The sequence below is a fragment of the Halpernia humi genome, from assembly GCF_900108025.1.
Taxonomy (GTDB): domain Bacteria; phylum Bacteroidota; class Bacteroidia; order Flavobacteriales; family Weeksellaceae; genus Halpernia; species Halpernia humi.
Genome location: NZ_FNUS01000008.1, coordinates 55,481 through 76,563, shown reverse-complemented (window position 1 = coordinate 76,563; position 21,083 = coordinate 55,481). Strand labels below are relative to the sequence as shown.

The following is a 21,083-nucleotide window of genomic DNA, read 5'->3' as shown; positions in this document are numbered from 1 at the left end:
CAAATTTACGGAATTAAATTTCGTCTAAAACTTTTAAAATTATTGCGCAGCCTTCTTTTATTTCTTCTAAACTTAAATTTAATGGTGGTGAAATTCGTAAAAACTCATTTCTGTAAAGTTGCCAAAAAACCACTAAACCATTTTCCATACAGCGTTTTGCAACTTCTAAGGTAAATTCTGGCGAACCGAGATTTACAGCCAACATTAAACCTTTTCCGTTGATATTTTTAATTTTTGGGTGTACCAAAAGATTTCTGAAAAGTTTTTCTTTTTCGTCAATTTCTGTCATTAAATTAGATTCTAAAACTTCTTTTAAAGTTGCTAAACTTGCTGCAGCAATCAAAGGATTTCCACCGAAAGTTGTGATATGACCGAGTTTCGGTGAGTGCGATAAACTTTCCATAATTTTTTTGCTGCTCATAAAAGCACCAACTGGAACGCCGCCGCCCATCCCTTTTCCCATCACCAAAATATCGGGAACAATGCCGTAATGTTCGAACGCAAAAAGTTTTCCTGTTCTTCCAAAACCTGGCTGAATTTCGTCTAATATTAAAAGTGCGCCTACTTCTTCACACTTTTTCTTTAATTTTCTTAAATAATTTTCCTCTGGCAAAAGAAATCCGGCCGCTCCTTGAATGGTTTCTAAAATAACACAAGCCGTTTTATCGGTAATTTTTTCTAAATCTTTTTCTTCATTAAAGCCAACAAAATCTACCAAAGGCAAAAGAGGGCGAAATTCTCTTTTGTGATATTCATTCCCTGAAACAGAGAGTGCGCCGTGTGTATTTCCGTGATAAGAGTTTTTGAAAGAAATTATTTCTTCTCTTCCTGTAAATCTTTTTGCGAGTTTCAAAGCGCCATCAATGGCTTCCGCACCAGAATTTACGAGATAGGTAACTTCTAAAGGTTCGGGTGTGTTTTCTGCTAAAAGTTTACAAAGTGCAACGGGATTTTTTTGCGCATATTCTCCGTAAACCATGACGTGCAAATATTTATCCGCTTGGTTTTTTATTGCGGAAATAATTTTCGGGTGAGAATGTCCCAAAGTATTGGCTGAAACTCCGGCAACAAAATCTAAATATTTTTTGCCGTTTTTGCCATAGATGTAACTTCCTTCAGCACGTTCAACTTCAAAACCTGCGGCGAATTGTGTGGTTTGTGCTTGGAAATTGAAGAAATCTTGTTGCATAGATTTTTATTGATTTTGTTTAAAAAAAATTAATCCCAAGATTGGTGTAAAAAAATACAAATTGAAAACTATTTTATTTTAAACGTGATGAATCGCGTTTCTACCTGCGCTCGCGTTTAATTTCTTTTGGTCTATTTTTTTCTTTTAATCTTTTGCATTCATAAACGCGATGAATCGCGTTTCTACCTGCGCTCGCGTTTAATTTCCTTCGGTTTATTTTTTTCTTCCAATTTTTTCCTTTCTTCTTCGGCTTTTTGGTAGATAGAATCGTCTGAAGTGTAAATGATTTCTGGGTTATTGGGAGAATCTTTAAAAATATCTTGCCATTTGAGAAGTCGGTCTTTTGTATTCCAATTAAAATCTGGGAAAAATCTTTGCTTTTTAGAGATTTTACTCATCGGATAAATGTCTGAATTTGCACCAATATTACAGGAAATAATCTGAATTTTTTGGTTGGTAAAATCGGCTTCAATCGTTCCGCAAGTAGAAAGTGCGATACCAATTCGCTCTGGAACGCCAGTTTTTGTGTTATCGTCATCGGCATAAGTGATGGCTTGCGCGTTGCCTATTACTTTGGCGAGTTTTACTTCATTTTCTTTATAATAAACCGTCATCAATTTTCCTTTGATTTGGTTGAATTCATCCTTTAAATTCATAGAATCTGCTTTGCTAATGGCGAAGGCGTTTCCGATCACTTTTAGGGAATCTATGTATTCTTTTTTGGTGTTAAAAAAAACATCAATTTTGTCGCCTGTTACTTGTTTTGTACCGCTCCAAAGCATTGGTGCTCCATTCAAATGCATCACGCCATCTGTTTCATTAAAACTTAAAGAATCTGCTCTTGCTTGTGCGTTAGATTTATAAAAACGGGCTTTTTTGTAGGCGCGCAAGAAACTTTTTTTCACCAAATTGGAATCTGGTTTTTGAAAAGTTAAAAATTTATCGGCAGAAAAATAAAGCGAATCATTTTGCAAAACTTTTACGGCGTAAGGTTTATCTGTTACCATCGCAGAATCTTTAAACTGATAAATTTCGCCATAGCCACCTTTTATATAGCGATTTTCTTTTGGATCGTCTAAAGTTACATTGCCTTTAGAAGTTCCAAAACCTGTGGTTTGGTTAAAATACATGGTATCGCCTGTTAAAACTTTTCCGTTGTAATATATTTTTGAATTTTTATTGAGGTAAACTTCTTTAGAATTTTGGTTGTAAGATCCCTTTTCGGTGTAAATAACGTTACTTGTGTTTTTTTTATTAGTAATGGTTGTTGGTCCATTAATCGTGGCTATGTTTGTATTTTGATCCTGCACAATATTATCTCCGATAAGCGTATATTGATTATTCTCAATCTTAATATTATTGGTAAGATTAATCACTTTTGTGGCTATGTTGTAACTTGCATTTTTAACATAAGTTACGCTATTGTTAGCGTAAATACTTCCACCAGTATTGAAATATGCAAGATTTGAAACCCTATCGTAGTATAAAGTTTCGGTTTTTATCGTTTGTTTGGGATCGGTAAGAATCACATTATTTCGGGCAATTCCGCGTTCCGTTTCTCCGTCGTATTCCATTTCTCCAGCGGTGATGACAGAACCATCAGGGTTGACCAATTTTACGTTTCCGATGGCTTTTACAAAATTTTGTTCTTGGTAAAGTATTACAATATCTGCAGTTAAAGTGGAGCCTTTATGCTCAAATTTCACATGGCCTTCAAAAAAGGGATTGCCATCATATTTTAGCGGATTTTTGCCAAACGTATCAGAGTGCACATGGTGTACTTTTTCCGCAGGTGGCGCTTGTGGATTCATTTTGGCATTAAAAAAAGGATCTTTTTGTGCCGGTTGACGGGGTGTCATGAGATCGACTTGCGCGAAAACATTTAGGGATAAAAAAAAGAAAAAAGTTAGAAAAAATCGCATTATTTGGGTTTCTTATAGCCGTAAAAATAAAGTGAATGCGTGTCAATATTTACGCCAAAAACCTCTTCTATTGAATCTTTAATGCTTTGAATTCTTGGATCACAAAATTCTATTATTTCTTCTATTTCTTTATCAGAACCTGTTTTATAAACTACCAAATGATCGTGTTGCTTATCAAAATAAGATTTTTCGTAGGAAGATGAAGTTAAAGTTTTTTCGCCAAACTGGTGCTTCCTCACTAAACCCGCATCTAAAAAAATTTCGATTGTATTGTAAATAGTGGCTTTGCTGACATGGTATTTTTTCTGCATCATCAGCAAATAAAGATCATCCACATTGAAGTGGTGATCCATATCATAAATTTCATCTAAAATAGTATAGCGTTCTGGCGTATTTCTAAAGCCTTTTTCTTGCAAATACTGTTTTAAAACTTCCTTTATAATTTTGCGATTATTTTCTTTTTGCGCTACGTTTGTCATAATATTAAACATCAAATTTAATGATAATTTAATTAATATTTCGTTTGAAATTAAGAATCAAATCGAATAAAATCTTTCTGTTGAATTTTTTTCCGATTGTCATTAAAATCTAAAAGAGGCGCAGATTCTACAACGACATTATGTGGAGAAACGCCATAAGATTTAAAATCTGTGCTGCCAATATATTTCACAAAATTGTAAATATTAAGTATAATTTTTTCACGAATGGTTAGCAAATATTCATTGATATAAACATTATCTATAATGACATATTTAAGATCTGGCGGAATATTGTGATCGCGCAAAGATGGATGCGGACTGCGAGACGGAAGTGTTTCATCTGCCATCAAATCTTTTAAAACCTGCTGAAAATAATCGTTTATTCTACGATCTACTTTAAAACCACGTATAAAACTTACTTTATAAATAGTTCCTGGTAAAATTTCATCGACCGTATATTTGAAAGTGAAAGGATCTTCTTGGTTGATAATATTTAAAATAAAATAATGATCGGCTCTTTTAGGTTGAGAACGAATAATAGAATAAATAATTTTGGATTCTACCTCATTTTCTCGTTTTGCACGACTAAAGAAGGCCAAATTTGTAGCAAATTTGGGAATGGTTTCATCCAATTTCATATCCTGAATAGTTGAAATATATTTTTTGAGGTTGACGAATTTTATAAATTTAGTTTTAATTAAACGTCCGTTGTACCAAGCATACATGCAAACACCGATGAAACCTGCCAAAACTACTGTAATCCAACCGCCTTCAAAAAATTTAATGACATTTGCACTAAAGAAACCAAGTTCAATACTCAAATAAACGAGCGCAAAACCAAGAATTACAAATTTATTAACCCGTTTTTTTAAGAGCCAAAAACCGAGCAAAACGGTTGTCATAAGCATTGTTATGGTAATTGAAAGTCCATAAGCCGCCTCCATTTTCCCAGATTCTTTAAAATGCAAAACAACAATTAAGCAGAAAAAAAGAAGCCCCCAATTAATTTTCGGAATGTACATTTGTCCTTTAATTCCGGAAGGATAATCAATTTCTTGGTTAGGCCAAAAATTAAGTGACATGGCTTCAGAAAATATTGTGAATGAACCAGTAATCAAAGCCTGACTTGCGATAATTGCGGCCGCAGTAGCGATTATAATTCCCGGAATAAGCATCCATTCGGGCATTACACCAAAAAACGGATTAATGCCGCCGGTATGTACTGCGTCATAATTTTTTAAAATCCATGCGCCTTGCCCGAGATAATTTAAAATCAGCATTATTTTCACGAAAAGCCAACTAACCCTAATATTTTTTGCGCCGCAGTGACCCAAATCTGAATATAAGGCTTCTGCGCCCGTCGTACAAAGGAAAACAGCGCCCAAAATCACAATTGCGCTCGGCGAATGAACGATTAATTTGTATGCATAATACGGATTAAAAGAGCGCAAAATGCCAAAATTATCGCTCAAATGATTCAATCCTAAACCGCCCAAAACTAGAAACCAAATCACCATAACTGGTCCAAAAAGTTTACCGATAGAATTGGTTCCAAATTGCTGAACAGTGAAAATAACTATTAAAATTATACAAGTTATAAGAACAACTGGCGTTTGTGGATTATAAATTTTTAAACCTTCTATTGCGGAAATCACTGTAAGTGAAGGCGTTATAACACCGTCTGCTATTAAAGCGGAAGCACCAATAATTGCAATGAGATAGAGCCAACCTTTTTTAATATTTTTAACCAAAGAAAAGAGGGCTAAAATTCCGCCTTCACCTTTATTGTCAGCGCGAAGTGAAATCATCACATATTTCACGGTAGTTTGTAAAGTTAGTGTCCAAATAATGCAGGACAGGGCGCCTTCTATATACTCATCGAAGCGCATATTTCCACCATCAATGCGGGCATTTACGATGGCTTTCATTACGTATAGCGGCGAAGTTCCGATGTCTCCGAAGACGATTCCAAGGGAAACTAAAATCCCAATTGCTGTGAGTTTTTTGGTGTTTAAATGACCACCTAAATCTTGCGACATATCTTAAAAAATATTTGCAAATGTAGATTAAATAATAAATATTCGAATGAAAAAACCTCCTAATTTGGAGGTTTTTGGTTACGCTTTTAGATACATTGCGTTTTTTATTTCTTCTTTTACTTTCTCTAATTTAGGGAACCACTCATCAAATAATGCTGCAGAATATGGCGCAGGTGCATCTGGTGTAGTAATTCTTTTAATAGGCGCATCTAAATAATCGAAAGCTTTTTGCTGAACCATGTAAGTAATTTCTGAGGCTACAGAACCAAACGGCCATGCTTCTTCTAAAATCACCAAACGATTGGTTTTTTTCACAGATTCTAAAACGGTGTCATAATCTAGCGGACGAACGGTTCTCAAATCTATCACTTCAACAGAAATTCCTTCTTTTTCTAAATCTTGAGCCGCTTGCAGAGCCAGTTTCATAATTTTTCCGAAAGAAACCAAAGTGACATCTTTCCCTTCTTTTTTAATATCTGCTTTGCCAATCGGTAAATAATATTCTTCTTCAGGAATTTCCATTTTATCGCCATACATTTGTTCAGATTCCATAAAAATTACAGGATCATTATCTTGAATGGCCGATTTCAATAAGCCTTTTGCGTCATAACAATTAGACGGAACAACAACTTTTAAACCTGGAATATTGGCAAACCAACTTTCCAAGGCTTGAGAATGTGTTGCACCCAATTGTCCTGCAGAAGCAGTTGGACCACGAAAAACGATAGGACAATTCCATTGCCCGCCAGTCATTTGGCGAATTTTTGCAGCATTGTTGATAATTTGATCAATCCCAACCAAACAAAAATTAAAAGTCATATATTCTACAATCGGACGGTTACCATTCATTGCAGAACCAACTGCAATTCCTGTAAAACCCAATTCCGCAATTGGCGTATCAATTATGCGTTTTGCGCCAAACTCATCCAGCATTCCTTTTGAGGCTTTGTATGCACCATTATATTCTGCAACTTCTTCGCCCATTAAATAAATGGATTCATCTTTGCGCATTTCCTCGCTCATGGCTTGGCAAATTACTTCACGAAATGTATATTCTTTCATAGTATTTTAAAAAAATTTAAAGTACAAAAATAATGATTTTATATTTAATTAATCTCTATTTTACTTAACTCTTTATAATTCGCTTTTAATCTATCTAAGAGTCTGCCGTAAATTCTTTTATATAGAAAATAGAGGATGATTATACCAAGTGAAAATGTTGTGAAATATAAGAAATAACCAAAAATATTTCCTAAATCTGATTGTAAAAGTGGTTTCATTCTTTTTTCATTAGCACTATTCCATCCGTTAACAAAACCTCTCAAAGAATCCGCTGCATTATGACTGACATCTAAAATTCCAAATATTAAAATTAAAATAAATGTTAAAATAATGTAGATTAAAATAATTTTACGAAGATTGAGAATTTGCTGCATCAATTTTTTAGCATTGCTTTCATTTTTTATTACCATAAAGCTGTAGATGAGCGTTCCCATAAAAACCACAAAAAGCACAGTTCTTAAAATATATTCAACACTAAAAAAACTTTCGTTTTTTGAAATATCTAAATAATTAAAAAACATCCAAAAGCAAATTTCAAGCAAGCCAATAATTAATAAAATTCTGGCAATAGAAAACGATTTTCCTTTTATCATTTTAAATATATCTTGTTCTGAATAATTTTTATAATCATCAAATTTTGAATTCCAATCTTTTTTTAATAATTCTAATTCTTCCATTTTTAATTTTTTATTAAAGATTTAAGATGATTTTTCGCTCTGTTGAGTTTTACTCTCGCATTTCCTTCTGTAATACCAAGAATTTCCGCAATTTCACGATGCGATTTATCATCCAAATACATCATTACCAAAGCCTTTTCTATATCTGAAAGTTGATGAATAGCGGCGTACATTTTTTTTAATTTTTCTTCTTCCTCATCTTTATAAGTTTCTGAATTTATTTTTAAAATATTGACATCAATTTCTGAACTTGTGAGAATGGTGCGCTGCTTTTTCTTCATTAAAGAAAGTGCTGTGTTTAATGCAATGCGATACATCCAAGTAGAAAATTTTGCCTCGCCTCTGAAATTGGCAAAAGATTTCCAAACCTGAATGGCAATTTCTTGAAATAAATCTTCGTGTGATTGTGAATCGTTGGTATAAATTCTACAAATTTTATGTACCAACCTTTGGTGTTCTTTCAGAAGTGAAACAAATTCTTTTTCTAAATCTCTTTGCATAATGTATAAGTGTAACTTTCTATTTTTCGTTACAGTTTTGAGCAAAAAAAAAGCAACTCATTTCTGAATTGCTTTTAACTTTAATAGAATAAAGTTTAATTAACTTTCGTCCAAGTTTGCGATCTTCCAAAAACTGAAAAACCGATGTAACCTCGCACATTTAATTTTTCGCCGTCTCTAGAAATAGTACATTTATACGTTTTTCCATTTTTCGGGTCTGTAATTGTTCCGCCGTCAAAATCATTTCCGTCTTTAGAAAGACCACGGATAATTTCTAAACCTAGAACTGGTTTGTTTTTCCGATCGTCTTTGCAATTTACGCAATTGTTATTTTCTGGTTTTATAAGCAATTGCACTATTTTTCCATAATATTTACCGTCTGTTTTTTTGAAAATTTCAACTATAGATTTCGCTTGTCCCGTTTCGTCATCAATGGTTTTCCATTTTCCTTCGATTTGGGCATAAGACAAAACACTAAAGAACAAGGCAAATGTTGCAAATAATAATTTTTTCATTTTTTTTAAAATTTTATTGGGTTAAAAATAGATAAATTTACTGAACCTGCAAATTTATTTATTTATTGGTGCAATAATTACAATTGCCGTGCCGAATCTTTAATAATTAAACAAGCGTTTTAAGCCTAAAATTATTTATCTAATTTTTTATTAATTACGCGGTTCATATAATCCTGGTACCAGGCTTTTGCAATCAATTTTCCTTTCTCTATTTCTGGTGTTTTTTCGGTTGCAATGACGTTTTTTTCTAAACCCAAATCATCTTTATGATAGATGCCCGTGAAATTTTTTCCATCAAAAAGATAGTAGTAATTTCCAATTAAAAACTGCTCCAAAGTGCCGTTAGAATTCACAATGATAGGCTGCTCCTTCTTATCCGAAAGCAAACTTCTACCCCAACTTCTAAAGGGTTTATTGTAACCCATCAAATCTACCAAAGTGGGATAAATATCCATTTGCTGTGCTGGTTGGGTAAATTCGCCCTTTAAATTATATTTCGGGTTGGGCGAAAAAAACAGAATTGGAATGGCAAAACGATTCATCGCTTTTTGATATTCTGGGTAATAAATTTGATTGGTATGATCGGCTACCAAAACAAAAATTGTGTTTTTATACCAAGGCATTTTCTTCGCAGTTTCAAAGAATTTTTTTAGAGAATAATCTGTGTAACCAATTGGTTCATCTATTTGCAAAGGTCCTTTTCTAAATTTTCCTTTGTATTTCGCTGGCACTTTAAACGGATCGTGTGAAGAAACGGAAAATAAAGTGGCCATAAATGGTGATTTTTTTTGGTTTAATGTTCTAGCAAAATATTGAAAAAACGGCTCGTCCCAAATACCCCAAATACCATCATAATCTGCATCATTATTATATTCAGTTTTTCCATAATAATGCTTGAATCCTAAAATATTACCAAAACCTAAAAATCCCATCGAGCCGTTTGCTGCGCCATGAAAAAAGGATGTATCGTAGCCCATTTCATTTGAAACCGAAACTATACTTTGAATTTTTTGGTTAGAATACGGCGAACTTGTGAAAGCATCCGTCAAACTTGGGATTCCTGCCAAAACAGAACTCATCGCGTGGATGGATTGTCTGCCATTTGCAAAAGCATCGGTTGCAATAAAACTTTGCGTTGCTAAACTATCAAAAAATGGCGTGTATGACACAAAATTTTTAATTCTTGTGTCTTTATTAAAAGCACCAGAATATTCTTTGGCGAAACTTTCAAGAATAAAAATCACCACATTTGGCTTTGGTTCTACATTTTCGCGAACATAAATTTTTTCAGATTTGATATTTTCATCAATAAATTTCTGATCCACAAAATGGACTAATTTAAAATTATTGGTATCTATCGTTCTAAAAAAGGAGAAAACACTATTTAAAACAAAATTGGCTTGCACAGGATTTGAGACGTGCCGATTGGCATCTACCAAATTAATCGGTCTGGTTGAATGTTTAAAATCGCCTCTAATGCCGCCCACAACCAATGTGGCAACAATGAGCAAAGTTGCAATTGAAGAAGCAAAATAAACCCATAAAGTTTGTGGTTTGCGCTCTGTAATTTTTACTTTTTTATAAAGAAAAATCCATAAAATCATTAAAACGATAAACCAAATGAGAACAAAAGGATGATCGAGAATTGCCGCAAAAAATACTTTTCCCAGATTATTTTCGTGCTTTGAAACGTCAATTGCTGCGGAAGTTAATCGGGTTTGCGAAAATCTGTAATAAATAAAATCGCCAAAATTAAGCGAATACGCCAAACCGTTGGTGATGAAATACAAATAAAAAAGAAAGCTTTGGTATTGCTTTTTTGTATTGATAACTATAGGAATTAAACTCAACAGAATAAAGAGCGCATTTACATAAAAAATCGCCGTTGTATCAAACGCGAAACCATGGAAAGAAAGCCTGAAATAATCTGCAACAGAATCTACTTTAAGTAAATCATTATTATAAAACCAAAATAAAAATCGTGCAATTTGATAGAAAACAAAGGCTAAAAATAGGCGGTAAACTAAGGCGAAAATCTCTTGTAATCTGAAGTTTTTCATATGTAGATTTATATATTTTTAAAGGTCATCTGGTATCGCCTTAATCTTCATTTGTGTTTGTTTGTAAACTTTTTGATGGCGATTTCATTCTAAAAATTTAAAATAATGTTGCAAATTTACATTAAATACTTTTTTTGATATTCACAATTTATCTTAAAAAAAAGTGACTTACTACTTTTAATAAAAACCTTACTTTTGTGTTTATGAACTTTTTTAAAAATAATTTAGCCAACGCATTCACGCTCGGCAATCTTTTTTCTGGAACCATTGGCGTTATCAATTTAATTGAAGGGCGTTATGATATTACGGCAATTTGTATCGTTATTTCTCTGGTTTTAGATTTTTTTGATGGTTTTATTGCACGCGCTCTAAAATCTAATTCAAATCTTGGTGCGCAACTCGATTCTCTTGCAGATATGGTGACTTTTGGGGTTTTGCCGGGAATTGCAATGTATAAAATGTTAGAACCTTTTGGAAATCTGTTATTTGGATTTAATTTACCTTTTGAACTAAAATATTTTGGGCTTTTAATTACGCTTTTTTCTTGTTTAAGATTAGCAATTTTTAATATTGATGAAGACCAAAAATATTATTTTAAAGGTTTAAATACGCCTTCAAACACGATTTTAATTTTTGGCATTTATATTTTAACCACGCCTTATTTTCCATTTGATAATTACACTTTTTATAAAAGTTCTAGTGCAATATTAATTTTAATTACGATTTTTAGTTCGTGGCTTTTAATTTCGCCCATAAAAATGATTGCCATGAAATTCAAATCCATGAAATGGCAAGATAATATTCCGAAAATTGTTTTGGTTTTGGGTGCAATTTTAATTTTAATTATATTTAAGTTTTACGGAATTCCATTGATAATTTTGTATTATATTTTGGTTTCATTAATTTTTCAGAAAAGTTTAAAATAAAAAAATATTATCAAAAGTCTAAAATCTCATATCTCATATCTCACTTCTCATATCTCACTTCTCATATCTAAAATCTAAAATCTAAAATCTATTAATTAATGAACTTAAAACTCCACAAACCACTTTGCATATTCGATTTAGAAACCACAGGAACCAATATTTCTAAAGACAGAATTGTAGAAATCTGTATTTTAAAAGTAAATCCTGATGCGTCTCGAGAAAGCAAAACATGGCTTGTAAATCCGCAAATACCAATTCCTGCGGAAACTTCAGAAATTCACGGCATCACAAATGAGGACGTAAAAGATGCGCCGACTTTTAAAGAATTGGCACCAAAAATTATGGCCATGATTTCTGGGACAGATTTAGGCGGTTTTAATTCTAACCGATTTGATGTGCCACTTTTAGCCGAAGAATTGCTGCGTGCAGAAATAGATTTCGACTTAAGTAAATTCAAATTGGTTGATGCGCAAACTATTTTCCACAAAATGGAACCTCGCACTTTGACGGCCGCTTATAAATTTTATTGCGGAAAACCTTTAGAAAATGCGCATTCTGCGGAAGCCGATGTTCTCGCCACATTTGAAGTTTTAGACGCGCAAGTTGGCCACTATGATGAAATCCCAAATGATATTTCTGGTTTAAGCGACTTGTCTTTTCATAAAAAATTTGCAGATTTAGCAGGTATGATTCAATTTGATGACGATGAAAATGAAATTTTTGCTTTCGGAAAATATAAAGGGCAAATTGTGAAAGAGGTTTTCAAAAAAGATTTGGGTTATTATAATTGGATTCAAAATGCTGATTTCCCGCTTTATACCAAGAAAATTTTAACTGGAATTCAGTTGAAATCGAAGTTTTAAAACCACAAACCTGTCTGCTGACAGGCAGGAGGAACAAAAGTTTTTGATTTTTTAAAGTTGAAATTTATTCTTATAAACGTTAGAATAAGTTGAAAAATAAAGTTCTAAAATTAAGAGCCTGTTTAAATTTCATTCAATAAATTTTTTATAGCCTTTTCTTAATTTTCTAAATTAAAATAAAATCTGTTTATTCTTAAATTTAACATTAAGAATTTCAGTGAGTTAAGTTTATTCTGATTAAGCAATCAATAAATTGATTTTTATTAAGTTTTTTAAGCGAAAATGGCTTAATTCCTTAATGGTAAAAATAAATTATAAATTTAAACAGGCTCTAAGATCTATTAAGAAATTAAGTTTTTTTAAGATTTATGCAAAAAATCCTTAATTAAGTTAAAAAAATATCTTAAATCTTGGCTTTTAATTTGTATCGATTCTGGAGTTTAAATAAAAAAAATATGTCAAATCTGGTTAAGTTTAAATATTATAATAACAGCCTAGAAGCGAACCGAGACAAACAAATCTTGGCAGACAATAATGTTATAAGCTATATTGCAAATGAGCAAACCATTCAGTCAGATTGGCTTTTATCAAATGCTTTAGGCGGCATTCAACTTCAGGTTTTTGACAATGATTTGGATAAAGCAAGAGAAATTTTAGAAGATTTTTTAGAAAACGAACATGTAGAATTGGAAGTAGAACACACGATTTCTAATCCAGATTTTGATTTACTTTGCCCAAAATGCGGTTCCAATCATTTATACAGAAATGATAATCCTGATAAAATTTTCGGTTTTGCAATGCCTTTTTTAAATTTTGGTTCAGATGAAAATACTTATAATTGCTATTTTTGTGGAAATGAGTTTAAAAAATAAAATGTAATAGAAAACTTTGTCAAAGATTTCTTTGCTTCACAAAACTTTGACAAAGTAAAAACAATAAAATAAATGAAAATACTTTGCATCGGTAGAAATTACGTAGAACACGCAAAAGAGTTGGGAAATGAAGTTCCCACAGAACCTGTGATTTTTATGAAGCCAGATTCGGCAATTTTAAAAGGGACTGACTTTTATATTCCAGAATTTTCCGAGGATATTCACTATGAATTGGAAGTGGTTTTAAAAATCTCGAAAGTTGGCAAATATATTTCTGAACAAAATGCAGGACAATATTTTGATGAAATTGGTTTGGGAATAGATTTCACAGCGCGTGATTTGCAAAGTAAACTAAAAGAAAAAGGCTTGCCGTGGGAGTTGGCAAAAGCGTTTGATGGTTCTGCTGTTGTTTCAGATTTTTACCAAAAAGAAAATTTTGATTTAAAAAAACTGAACTTTTCTTTATTTAAAAATAAAAAAGAAGTACAGAACGGAAATACTTCATTAATGATTTTTAGCCCCGAAAAAATAATTGCATTTGTATCAAAATATTTCACTTTAAAAAAAGGCGATTTAATTTTTACCGGAACACCAAAAGGCGTGGGAAAAGTGGCTGAAAAGGACGTTTTAGAAGGTTTTTTAGAAGATGAAAAAGTATTTGATATTAGAATACAGTAATTTTTTTTAACTGAAATTTTATTTGTAACTTTAGTATATAAAAATTAGAACAAATGATAAATATTGTATTACCAATCGATTTTAGCGACTCAACAGATAAATTGTTGGAAGGCGCTATAAAATTTGCGAAAACTTGTGGTGGCAAAATATTTTTAATTCACGTTGCACCTACAGACATCGGTTTTGCAATTGGGGACATGGGATTTCAATATTTCCCCGAAGTGGAGCAAAATGAAGTGAAACAAGAACTGGTAGAACTCAATAATTTGGAACAGCGAATAATCGCTCAAGATGTAGATTGTGAGCATCTTATGAAACAAGGCGTTGCTGGCGATATTATTTTGGAGTATGCCGCGGAAAAAAATGCAGATTACATCGTGATGGGATCACACGGCAGAAGCAATATGTATGACGTGTTTGTTGGTAGTTTAACTAAAGAATTAACGCGGCGGTCAGAAATACCGGTGTTGGTAATTCCGATGCATAATTAACAAGATTTAAAAGATTAAAAAACCCGTCCTGATATTAATCGGGACGGGTTTTTTATGAATCAATTATTTATTTATAACTTTTTACTTTAGTCTTTTTTACTATAAATTTTTGGGTCGTAATAAGGATGTTTTCCGTAGGTATCATTTGTATATTCTTTATCCGTATTATTTCCTAATTTAGAGATAAGCACGTAGCACCAAAAACAAAAAAAGCCTACTGCAACAAAGAATAAAACCCAATTGAGCACATTTCCGGCAAAATCAAAAAAGCCGAAACTCCATTTAAATACACTACTTAAGAATAACCAGAAAGATGTCATTTTTTTTCTATTTTAAATTAACTTTGCACAAATTTATAAAAAATGTTTAGATTACTTTCTAAAGAAAGCAATATATTTTCAATACCTGTTTATATGGCATTTTTACTGATGGTTCTATCAGTATTTAATGCACTGAATATTAATGCTTTAAACTTATTTTCTGCAATTGTAAATTTTATAGGAATTGCTTTGGGATATTTTATATTCAACCAAATAAAACTCAATTATAAAACGCATCTGCCACTTTTTCTTTATACTTTTTTTATTTTTTCCTTTTTTCCTGGCGATTTAGACATTGGCATTTCTGTATCACTTTTTACAAATTCAATCTTACTTTTATTTCTGACATCAACAGACGATGATGTGAGAAAACATTCCTACCCCCTAATTGGCGCTTTACTGGCTATTAATTTTATCTTTTTGCCCAGTACTTGGCCACTTATTTTCTTTGTGATTTTGCATATCTTGGGAACTTCTAAACGAATAGGTTTAGATTTATTCAATCTTTTTTTTGGAGGCGTATTAATTGGCATCAGTTATTTCAGCGTGATGTTTCTCTTAAATTATAATTCTTGGGATTCTCGTTATTTCCCGTTTAGGAATTTTCAATTAATTAATGATTTTTACCCTTTGTATTTGTTGCTTCCAATTGTATTGCTATTAATTTTAGCAATTATAGATCATTTTAATAATTTTAATAAAAAAAGTTTAGCAAGTCGCTTTAAGTATAGTTTTATTTTAATTTTCACGTTGGCACAATTGGTTACGATAACTTTGTACATGGGAAAAAATTATGAATATTTACTATTTCTTGCCTTGCCAATGAGCATTATACTTGCACGATATTTAAGATTTTTGCCAAAATATTGGATGCGCGAAACAGGGATTTGGTTGCTGATTTTCTTCGCCGTTTTGTTTAAAATAGGTGGTTATTTTGAGTTGTTTTAGTTTGTCTTTGTTAAAATGAAAATATATTATAAAAAAAAACAAAGTTGAAAATTTCGAAAAATTGCAGCCCGACTTGAGTGTAGCTCTCCGCCGCGGCGGAAGCGGGAACGGAAGGCGGAAATGTCTGCCAAAAAAAATATAAAAACTAGGCTTTCAACGTAGTAAAAAGCTGCCCAAATAAAATTAAATAAATAAGTTTTCGGCGATGCCAGAAACTTTTCTAAATAATAAAAAAAATGATTCAGATAGACGATAAGTTGATTTCAGAGGATTTGTTTACCGAGCAATTTGTTTGTAATCTAAGTAAATGTAAAGGTGCGTGCTGCGTGGAAGGCGATGTAGGTGCGCCTTTAGAAAAGTACGAAACGAAAATTTTAGAAAGAATTTTTCCGCAAGTGAAACCGTATTTGCGCCCAGAAGGTGTGAAAGCTTTAGAAGAGCAAGGCGCCTGGACTTTGGATCCAAGTGATAATGATTTTGTGACACCGATGATTGAAGGAAAAGAGTGCGCTTATGTAGTTTTTGACGAAAAAGGAATTACAAAATGTGGCATTGAAAAAGCCTATGAAGACGGTGCTGTAGATTGGCAAAAACCAATTTCTTGCCATTTATATCCGATTAGAGCCAATCAATATTCTACTTTTGTGGCTATGAATTACCATGAATGGGACATTTGCAGCGATGCTTGCGTTTTGGGTAAAGAATTGCAAGTGCCAGTTTACAAGTTCTTAAAAACGCCACTTATCCGCAAATATGGTGAGGAATTTTATAATACTTTGTGTGATGCGGCGGATGAATGGCAGAAGGAATATGGGAAATAGATTTTAAAATTTCTCGCAGATTTTGCAGATAACGCAGATTTTCTTTTCTTTCTGTGTAAATCTTTGTGAAATTATGCGCACGGATTTGCACAGATTTTTTTCTTTTTATTGATCTCGCAGATTTTTTCTTTTTCTTAAAGCATTATTTCTGTGAAAATCTGTGAAATCTTTGTGAAATTATGCGCACGGATTTCACAGATTTCCACGGTTTTTTTTATTTTTTTTACTCTCGCAGATTTTGCAGATAACGCAGATTTTTTTCTTTTTCTTAAAGCATTATTTCTGTGAAAATCTGTGAAATCTGTGTGAAATTATGAGCACGGATTTCACAGATTTCCACGGTTTTTTTTATTTTTTTTACTCTCGCAGATTTTGCAGATAACGCAGATTTTTTTCTTTTTCTTAAAGCATTATTTCTGTGAAAATCTGTGAAATCTGTGTGAAATTATGCGCACGGATTTCACAGATTTCCACGGTTTTTTTTATTTTTTTTACTCTCGCAGATTTTGCAGATAACGCAGATTTTTTCTTTTTCTTCAAGCATTATTTCTGTGTAAACCTTTGTGAAATTATGCGCACGGATTTCACGGATTTGCACAGATTTTTTCTTTTTATTGTTCTCGCAGATTTATTCTTTTTCTTGATACTTCTGTGAAACAAAAAACCACCGAAAATTTCGGTGGTTTTTGCTAATATTTTTTAGAAAGAATTATTTTTTTAGTTCTTCTAAAAATTCATCATGGGAAATTTTGCTTTCTTTTTTTGTCGCTTTCTCCAGAATAACGTCTTTTAATTTAGACATTGCTACTTCACCAGAAATCTGACGAACCTGCTCTTCATTTTTCAACATTTCTACGGCATATTTCTGCACTTCAGAATCTGGTAATTGGTGAATGCCATACATCGCCAACTGGTTTCTCACCAATTGCTCTGCTTGAAGTAAAACGTCAGTATAATCAATTTTAATGTCGTTATCTGTCATTAATTTACCTTCAATTACTTGGTGTTTTAATTGATTTTTTTCTTGCTCCAAGGCTTGTTTCGCTTGATCTTCTGTTTGAATTTGCTCGTTGGAAAACAGTAACCATTTTACCAAAAATGCTTCAGGAAGTTTTACTTCTTCTTTTTCGGTAATTTGCTCTAATATTTTGTTTACAAAATGTACATCGGCATTTTGCTGAAAATATTCATCTAGCTCGGTTTTTACTTTCGCTTTTAGTTCTTCTTCAGTTTTGATATTGCCTTCACCATACACTTTATCAAATAAATCTTGATCGAGCGCGGCCAATTTCAAATTGTGAAAATCTTTTACTGTTACTTCTACTTCGTTGTGGTGCAAGTGTTCTGCTTCTTCTTTGCTGAAACCCAATTCTTTCGCTAATTCTTCTTTTGCAAGCAAATCTTCTTTGGATACTTTTGCAGAATCACCTACGTTTAAAGATTTTACAAGTCCGTACGCTTCTTTTTGGTCTTTATTGATAGCAATAGTTTTCGGTGCGTGGTTGTGTTCTCCTTCTGCAGTTTCTTCTACCACTTGTTTTATTTCGAGTGTGATGAAAGAATCTTTTCCTAATTTTTCAACTTCTTCTCTTTCTGCGAATCTTTTCTGCATATTTTCTATGCTTTGCCCAATTTCTTTTTCGCCGGCTTCTACGTTATAATATGGCGCTTCATATTTTGCTAAATCTATGGTGAAGTTTGGCTCATAGCCAACTTCGAAAGCGACAGATAGTTGTTCGGCATTATAATCCAATTCGTTCACAGGCTGTGGAATTGGCTGGCCCATCAATCTTAAATTGTTTTCGTTGCTATAATTATTAATTGCTTCAGAAACTTGTTTATTGATTTCTTCAAAAGCAATTCCTGCTTCGTATTGCTTTCTGACCATGCTTAATGGCACTTTTCCTTTTCTAAAACCTGGAACTGTGGCTGTTTTCGCGTAGTTCATCAGTTGTTTATCTACTTTCTCTTTATAATCAGATTTATTTAATGTTACTGTAAGCAAAGCACTTACATCATCATGATTGGTCGCTGTAACGTTCATTTAATTCAATTTTTTTAGGTTGCAAAAGTAAGAAATTTAATTTAAAATTTCGCATTAAACTTCGCTAATTCTTAAAGAAAAACATCTTTTTATCGGACTTTGCAGCCCGACTTGAGTGGAACTCTCCGCCGCGGCGGAAGTGGGAACGGAAGGCGGAAATGTCTGCCATAAAAAAAACAAGAAAAAGCTTTCGAAGGCGTGAAATGTTTGCCCAAAAATAAATTTCAAACAATGGCTTGTCTTTGCTGGTAAAGACAAAAATGCGTAACTTTGTAGTCTTACAAAAATCGGGGTTGACTGGTTTCGACAGCAAGATCGATGGGTAAGTAAGCATGCAGAGAACCGTAGCGCGATCTCTTTAATCCCTTGCTACACAATTTTAACTGGCGACCAAGAGTTTGCTCTTGCAGCATAATCTGAATTATAGTAGGATTTTGCGCTTTCCCGAAGTATAGTAAGGAAGCAAGATGTCTCCCAAATGCTTCGTTCTGCGGCGTTTGATTTTGAGGCATAGCAATGCGGAAATAAGTTCTGAAAGACTTCGGTTCAGGATCGAAAACCAAAGAAGATAAGTTGCGAATTGGGTGTCTGTGCTCTGTTTGCAATCGAAAAATAATTACAGAATAAGCATGTAGAAATCTTACGTATTGCTTGTTTGGACGAGGGTTCGAATCCCTCCAACTCCACCATTTTTAAAATAGTCGACTTTTGCGAGTCGACTATTTTTTTTCAAACTAATTTTTATATCTTTATTTTAAATACTTTTAGATTATGAAACACTGCATTTTTTTACTTGTTCTGCTTTTTAATTTTTCCTTTGTTAATGCGCAAAGCAAAAATGAATTAGATAAATACCAACCAAAACCTTACGTCAATCTTACACATCCAGAATGGTCAAGAAACGCAACAATTTATGAAGTTAATGTTCGGCAATATTCTAAAGAAGGCACTTTTAAAGCGGTTGAAAATGATTTACCGAGAATAAAAAAATTAGGAATTGATATTATTTGGTTAATGCCAATTCACCCAATTGGTGAGAAAAACAGAAAAGGAAGTCTTGGAAGTTATTATTCTGTGAAAGATTTTCGTGGCATCAATCCGGAATTTGGAAATCTGCAAGATTTTAAAAATTTAGTTAATAAAATTCACGACATGGGAATGCACGTGATTATTGATTGGGTAGGAAATCATTCCGCTTGGGACAATCCTTTAGCAAAAGAGCACCCAGATTGGTACACCAAAACCCGAGAAGGAAATTTTCAACCAACGCCGTGGTACGATTGGGATGATGTGATTGATTTTGATTATGACAACCCAAACTTGCGAAAATACATGACGGAATCTTTAAAATATTGGATTACCGAAACCAATATTGATGGTTTTAGATGCGACACAGCAGGTTTTATTCCTGTTGATTTTTGGGACGAAGCGCGAAAAGAATTAGATGAAATAAAACCCGTTTTTATGCTCGCCGAATGGGAATCTAGAGATTTGCTGAAAAACGCTTTCGACATGGAATATTCTTGGAGTTTATTTGAAAAAATGGAAGATGCCACAACCAGAAATAAAGGCATCGCCAATTTGGTAGAATATCTGGCGCACGACGTGAATACTTTCCCTATAAATGCTTACAAAATGAATTTCGTAGATAACCACGATATGAATTCTTGGAACGGAACGCCACAGAAAAATTTCGGTGCAGGCCTAGAAACGGCGATGGTTTTTGCCGCAACCGTAAATGGAATGCCACTCGTTTACAACGGACAAGAAGCCGGTTTAGATAGAAGTTTAAACTTTTTCGAGAAAGACCCGATTGTTTGGAAAGCGAGTCCTTATTATGCGATGTATCAAAAATTATTCAAATTAAAACATGAAAACCACGCACTTTGGAACGGAAAATATGGTGGCGAAATGATTCGTGTTGTGAACAACCAACCAGACAAAATAATAGCAATTTACCGCGAAAGTTCTGGCGACGCTGTTTTACCGATTTTTAACTTTTCTAATGAAACCGTTTCTGTAGATTTAAATACCCATTATTACAAAGGAAATTACACCGAATTATTTTCGGAAAAAAAATATAATTTAACAGATAAAACTTCTTTGGTGATGAAGCCTTGGAGTTATTTAGTTCTAGTAAAAAATTAAATATCTGGGAATTAAATATTTTAGTCTATTCTGTCTTCTTTTTCTTTGTTTAAATTCTTTTAAAAAAGACGAAAAAATTGTAGAAAATACTGTAAATGACGATTCGTTGAAAGTTAAAAGTATATAAATTACCGCCCCAGAAAATTTAAATAAATAACCTGCGATTGTCTTTACTGGAATTTTCCCGAAGTGAATGTTGAACTTGAAAATAAGGAAGTAATTTTAAAAAATATTTCTGTGCAAGATTGTCGCGATATCGCGGATTTACGAACCGTGACGAATTAAAAATATTGTTTGCCCATCAAAATTATCAATTATTATTGTTTTAAATTTTGGTGAATTTTTTATAAATAAAAGTAAGAAAAAAAAGTTTATTTGTGGTATGTTTTACGAGCACGGATTGCAAATCTGCGCTATCGATATCGGCGACATCGGATTTTGCTTATTACGGGCTCAAAGTCACAGACTTTGCGCAGCGGGATAAGGATTATTGTTATACTATTTTTCAATAAATTTCTACTCTTATTTA

General features: G+C 32.9%; 19 protein-coding genes and 1 other RNA gene. 9 read left to right on the top strand and 11 right to left on the bottom strand.

Annotation, left to right across the window (positions count from 1 at the left end):
• Nucleotides 1-13: 13 nt before the first annotated feature.
• The 9 genes from C4S29_RS13975 to C4S29_RS13935 all read right to left on the bottom strand — a co-directional run bounded on the left by C4S29_RS13975 (nucleotide 14) and on the right by C4S29_RS13935 (nucleotide 10,443).
• Nucleotides 14-1,189 carry an aspartate aminotransferase family protein gene (locus C4S29_RS13975; protein WP_103914729.1) on the bottom strand — a complete coding sequence of 392 codons (1,176 nt, stop codon included), beginning with the start codon at nucleotides 1,187-1,189 and terminating at the stop codon, nucleotides 14-16.
• Nucleotides 1,190-1,371: 182 nt separating this feature from the next.
• Entirely contained in the window at nucleotides 1,372-3,111 is a 1,740-nt protein-coding gene (locus tag C4S29_RS13970; protein WP_103914728.1) for an OstA-like protein, read from the bottom strand.
• The gene (locus C4S29_RS13965) at nucleotides 3,111-3,590 is read right to left on the bottom strand and encodes a Fur family transcriptional regulator (RefSeq protein ID WP_103914727.1); all 480 of its coding nucleotides are present in this window, start codon (nucleotides 3,588-3,590) and stop codon (nucleotides 3,111-3,113) included. Before C4S29_RS13965 ends, C4S29_RS13970 begins: the two co-directional genes overlap by 1 nt.
• 50 nt (nucleotides 3,591-3,640) lie before the next feature.
• A complete protein-coding gene (locus C4S29_RS13960) occupies nucleotides 3,641-5,629 on the bottom strand; it encodes a KUP/HAK/KT family potassium transporter (RefSeq protein WP_103914726.1) in 1,989 nt (662 codons plus the stop codon).
• Nucleotides 5,630-5,707: 78 nt separating this feature from the next.
• The gene (locus tag C4S29_RS13955; protein ID WP_103914725.1) at nucleotides 5,708-6,691 is read right to left on the bottom strand and encodes a pyruvate dehydrogenase complex E1 component subunit beta; all 984 of its coding nucleotides are present in this window, start codon (nucleotides 6,689-6,691) and stop codon (nucleotides 5,708-5,710) included.
• 44 nt (nucleotides 6,692-6,735) lie between these two features.
• Nucleotides 6,736-7,368 (bottom strand): hypothetical protein, encoded by a 633-nt coding sequence (locus C4S29_RS13950; RefSeq protein WP_103914724.1) that lies wholly within the window; start codon nucleotides 7,366-7,368, stop codon nucleotides 6,736-6,738.
• Nucleotides 7,369-7,370: 2 nt separating this feature from the next.
• The gene (locus tag C4S29_RS13945) at nucleotides 7,371-7,868 is read right to left on the bottom strand and encodes an RNA polymerase sigma factor (RefSeq protein WP_103914723.1); all 498 of its coding nucleotides are present in this window, start codon (nucleotides 7,866-7,868) and stop codon (nucleotides 7,371-7,373) included.
• Between the two features lie 95 nt (nucleotides 7,869-7,963).
• Nucleotides 7,964-8,383 (bottom strand): DUF2147 domain-containing protein, encoded by a 420-nt coding sequence (locus C4S29_RS13940; protein ID WP_103914722.1) that lies wholly within the window; start codon nucleotides 8,381-8,383, stop codon nucleotides 7,964-7,966.
• A gap of 131 nt (nucleotides 8,384-8,514) precedes the next feature.
• Nucleotides 8,515-10,443 carry an LTA synthase family protein gene (locus C4S29_RS13935; RefSeq protein ID WP_103914721.1) on the bottom strand — a complete coding sequence of 643 codons (1,929 nt, stop codon included), beginning with the start codon at nucleotides 10,441-10,443 and terminating at the stop codon, nucleotides 8,515-8,517.
• A gap of 203 nt (nucleotides 10,444-10,646) precedes the next feature.
• Between C4S29_RS13935 and C4S29_RS13930 the strand changes: the two genes are divergently transcribed.
• The 5 genes from C4S29_RS13930 (at nucleotide 10,647) to C4S29_RS13910 (ending at nucleotide 14,273) form a co-directional block, all read left to right on the top strand.
• Entirely contained in the window at nucleotides 10,647-11,369 is a 723-nt protein-coding gene (locus C4S29_RS13930) for a CDP-alcohol phosphatidyltransferase family protein (protein ID WP_103914720.1), read from the top strand.
• A gap of 98 nt (nucleotides 11,370-11,467) precedes the next feature.
• Complete coding sequence (locus tag C4S29_RS13925; protein ID WP_103914719.1) at nucleotides 11,468-12,232, top strand: 3'-5' exonuclease; 765 nt, start codon at nucleotides 11,468-11,470, stop codon at nucleotides 12,230-12,232.
• Between the two features lie 455 nt (nucleotides 12,233-12,687).
• Nucleotides 12,688-13,104: a putative signal transducing protein gene (locus C4S29_RS13920; protein ID WP_103914718.1), complete on the top strand. Its 417-nt coding sequence runs from the start codon at nucleotides 12,688-12,690 to the stop codon at nucleotides 13,102-13,104.
• 72 nt (nucleotides 13,105-13,176) lie between these two features.
• Nucleotides 13,177-13,782 (top strand): fumarylacetoacetate hydrolase family protein, encoded by a 606-nt coding sequence (locus C4S29_RS13915; RefSeq protein WP_103914717.1) that lies wholly within the window; start codon nucleotides 13,177-13,179, stop codon nucleotides 13,780-13,782.
• 53 nt (nucleotides 13,783-13,835) lie between these two features.
• On the top strand, nucleotides 13,836-14,273 hold the full coding sequence (locus C4S29_RS13910; RefSeq protein ID WP_103914716.1) for a universal stress protein: 438 nt from the start codon (nucleotides 13,836-13,838) through the stop codon (nucleotides 14,271-14,273).
• A gap of 86 nt (nucleotides 14,274-14,359) precedes the next feature.
• On the opposite strand, the gene C4S29_RS13905 is transcribed toward C4S29_RS13910, so the two are convergent.
• Complete coding sequence (locus tag C4S29_RS13905) at nucleotides 14,360-14,593, bottom strand: hypothetical protein (protein ID WP_103914715.1); 234 nt, start codon at nucleotides 14,591-14,593, stop codon at nucleotides 14,360-14,362.
• 42 nt (nucleotides 14,594-14,635) lie between these two features.
• On the opposite strand from C4S29_RS13905, the gene C4S29_RS13900 reads away from it, so the two are divergent.
• The gene (locus C4S29_RS13900; RefSeq protein ID WP_103914714.1) at nucleotides 14,636-15,541 is read left to right on the top strand and encodes a DUF6427 family protein; all 906 of its coding nucleotides are present in this window, start codon (nucleotides 14,636-14,638) and stop codon (nucleotides 15,539-15,541) included.
• 236 nt (nucleotides 15,542-15,777) lie between these two features.
• Nucleotides 15,778-16,362, top strand: a complete 585-nt coding sequence (locus C4S29_RS13895) for a DUF3109 family protein (protein WP_103914713.1) — start codon at nucleotides 15,778-15,780, stop codon at nucleotides 16,360-16,362.
• Between the two features lie 709 nt (nucleotides 16,363-17,071).
• On the opposite strand, the gene C4S29_RS13890 is transcribed toward C4S29_RS13895, so the two are convergent.
• Nucleotides 17,072-18,406 (bottom strand): trigger factor, encoded by a 1,335-nt coding sequence (locus tag C4S29_RS13890; RefSeq protein ID WP_103914712.1) that lies wholly within the window; start codon nucleotides 18,404-18,406, stop codon nucleotides 17,072-17,074.
• Nucleotides 18,407-18,695: 289 nt separating this feature from the next.
• On the opposite strand from C4S29_RS13890, the gene ssrA reads away from it, so the two are divergent.
• Both ssrA and C4S29_RS13880 read left to right on the top strand, forming a co-directional pair.
• Nucleotides 18,696-19,095, top strand: a transfer-messenger RNA (tmRNA) gene (gene ssrA / locus C4S29_RS13885).
• Between the two features lie 82 nt (nucleotides 19,096-19,177).
• The gene (locus C4S29_RS13880; RefSeq protein ID WP_103914711.1) at nucleotides 19,178-20,554 is read left to right on the top strand and encodes an alpha-amylase family glycosyl hydrolase; all 1,377 of its coding nucleotides are present in this window, start codon (nucleotides 19,178-19,180) and stop codon (nucleotides 20,552-20,554) included.
• Nucleotides 20,555-21,083 lie beyond the last annotated feature (529 nt).